The organism is Vibrio sp. 10N.222.49.A3 (assembly GCF_041475145.1).
Taxonomy (GTDB): domain Bacteria; phylum Pseudomonadota; class Gammaproteobacteria; order Enterobacterales; family Vibrionaceae; genus Vibrio; species Vibrio tasmaniensis_A.
Map to the genome: position 1 here is coordinate 2,456 of NZ_JBFRVM010000108.1, position 2,376 is coordinate 4,831.

Genomic DNA, 2,376 nt, shown 5'->3' on the forward strand with positions numbered 1-2,376 from the left:
GTATCCGCCCCATGAACCCACGGGCCGACTTGTCAGTGTTTGAAGTTCCAAGGTAGGAGTGCGTCGATATCAGGCTCTGCTTTCGCCAACTCTTTCATGCACTTGACTAGGTAGTCATAGAGGATAAGACCGTTGGCTTTCGCGGTCTCGATGATGCTGTAAAGCATCGCGCTCGCATCAGCACCGTTTGGTGTGTTAGAGAATAGCCAGTTCTTCCTGCCAATAACCAGCGGTTTAATTGCGCGTTCAGCGCGATTATTATCGATAGATAAGTGGCCATCGTCGATATAACGAGTGAGCTTTGACCACTGCCCGAGCGTGTATTTTATCGCTTTGCCCAGTGGGCTAGAGCCTATCACCTTCTGGGTTGTCATCCATTGGTAAAGCTCATCCAGTATCGGCTTGGCAAGTGCTTGACGCTCTGCTTTTCGCTCTTCGGCAGGCGCACCTTTTAAGCGCGATTCTATCCCGTAGAGTTTTTGGATTTTAGCCAGCGCTTTATCGGCCTTGCCCGACTTACCTTTCCCTTGAAGCTTCTTCGCGTCCATGAACTTGCGACGAGCATGCGCTAAGCACCCCACATTGGTGACTTGATGAAGTCCATCATAAGCAGCGTAGCCATCGGTTTGTAGATAACCGTTGTAGTCACCTAAAAAGGCAATAGGGCACGCCCTCGCGCGACTGTTTTGATAGTCGTACAAGGCGATATTTTTCACATTAGGCAGTGCGGCTTCGGGCGAGTCAGCGCCCGAGCAGTAGAGCCACATATAACACTTCTTCTCTTCCTTGAGCACATTGAGCGGCGTTTCATCCGCCTGAACCACCACTTGCTGAACTAGGTACTTCTTCAAGGCGGCATACAGCGGGGCGAACTTCTCGCTGACTTGGATAACCCACCTTGCCATGGTGGTGCGTGATAACTCGATACCCGACTGGGTAAACAGCGATTCTTGGCGATAAAGTGGCATCGCATACTGGTATTTGCCAAGAATGATGTTGGCCAGCAAGCTTTCTGTGGCGAAGCTTTTAGGGATGAGACTCTGAGGGGATGGCTTCTGAACGATATGGCTGCTGTCGCCTGTTTTCTCGCACTGGCGGCAAGCGTACTTAGGGCGAACATATTCCAACACCTTGAGTACCGCAGGCGTGAACTCTAGCTTCTCGCTGCGGTCTTCACCGATTTTATGCAGGCCATGATTACAACAAGAACACTGCTTTTCATGGTCGTCTAAATCGAGTTCGATAACCTCACGAGGTAAGGTCTTAGGCAGAGGTTTACGTTTACCACGCTTTTTCGTTGTGATCGTAGTTGTCACCTCAACTTCTTCTTCCTTAACGGCTTCACATTCCGCTTCGTTGAAGAGGTCACCTTGTGATTCATCGTAAGGCTTTAACGCCTCCGAGCGTTTAGCGAACTGGCGGTCGAAGGCGAGTTTGAGTTGTTCAAGCAGCGATTGGCGCTCTTGTTGCCATTGCGATTCCTTCTGCTCTTGCGAGAGCATCAGGGCTTTCACCATCGCTTGTAGCTCGGCAATATCTTGGCTTTCTGGGTTGATATTTGGCGTCTTTTCCATGGCATTGATTATACTAAAATCGTGCCGTTAACGCTTGGTATATAAGGCTTTATTCTCGATTAGCTCATTGTAAAATCGTTTATTTTTACGGGTTCATGGCCGATAATTGTGAAGCCAGAAAGCAGTCTATCAAGCTCAAATTGAGTGAGGGTAAACACCTGATTTTTCTCTTTTGAAGGCCACTTATACTTGGCTTTTTCAAGGCGTTTATACCAGAGGGCGAAGCCTGTTTTATCCCAGTACAGTACCTTAATCTTATCGCGCTGTTTATTGGTAAACAGGAACAGCGCACCGCTGCCAAGAGGTAAGTCCTTATCATTTTCGATAATCGCTGCAAGACCGTTGATGGACTTTCTAAAATCGACGCTTTCACGATAAAGGTAAATGCCTGGAGCGCTGAGCATACCTTTCATGACAACGCTCCAATGAGTTCAGCAAGATAGGTCGCTGGCGTACCTTGAGGAATGCTCAGCTCCACATCATTGATGAGAAGTGTCATGTTAGCCGTAGCTATCTGGGCCTGATACTTGGTTGTCTTTTCGACGATTTCGGCTTTAACAAATCCGACAGATTCCGATTGGTTTACTGTTTGGAGTTGACGCCGCTTGGCGAAGAACGTGGATAAACTCAGTCCATGCTCTTCGCAAAAAGCGCGTTGGGTAACACTGCTGCTCTCATATTGTTCAAACAGTGATTGCCATTCTAGGTTGGTGCGTCGTTTTGCCATTTCAACTCTCCTTTGGGTTGGAGAGTTGATCTTATTCTTCGCGCTGAAAGATTAGAATGCGGGGTTTATGGCGCG

At 48.3% G+C, this 2,376-nt stretch carries 3 protein-coding genes; all 3 read right to left on the reverse strand.

The window, feature by feature from the left end; genetic code table 11:
• Nucleotides 1–32 precede the first annotated feature (32 nt).
• The 3 genes from AB4589_RS17960 to tnpA are packed head-to-tail and all read right to left on the reverse strand — an operon-like array spanning nt 33 to nt 2,301.
• Nucleotides 33–1,574, reverse strand: a complete 1,542-nt coding sequence (locus AB4589_RS17960; protein ID WP_372101336.1) for an IS66-like element ISVa5 family transposase — start codon at nt 1,572–1,574, stop codon at nt 33–35.
• Nucleotides 1,575–1,633: 59 nt separating this feature from the next.
• Complete coding sequence (tnpB, locus tag AB4589_RS17965; protein WP_372101338.1) at nt 1,634–1,987, reverse strand: IS66 family insertion sequence element accessory protein TnpB; 354 nt, start codon at nt 1,985–1,987, stop codon at nt 1,634–1,636.
• The gene (gene tnpA, locus AB4589_RS17970) at nt 1,984–2,301 is read right to left on the reverse strand and encodes an IS66 family insertion sequence element accessory protein TnpA (RefSeq protein ID WP_017104947.1); all 318 of its coding nucleotides are present in this window, start codon (nt 2,299–2,301) and stop codon (nt 1,984–1,986) included. The genes tnpB and tnpA overlap by 4 nt, the downstream gene beginning before the upstream one ends.
• Nucleotides 2,302–2,376: the final 75 nt, after the last annotated feature.

Coding starts and splice junctions, on each gene's coding strand:
- AB4589_RS17960 (WP_372101336.1), bottom strand. CDS start 1,574: ATGGAAAAGACGCCAAATATCAACCCAGAAAGCCAAGATATTGCCGAG.
- tnpA (WP_017104947.1), bottom strand. CDS start 2,301: ATGGCAAAACGACGCACCAACCTAGAATGGCAATCACTGTTTGAACAA.
- tnpB (WP_372101338.1), bottom strand. CDS start 1,987: ATGAAAGGTATGCTCAGCGCTCCAGGCATTTACCTTTATCGTGAAAGC.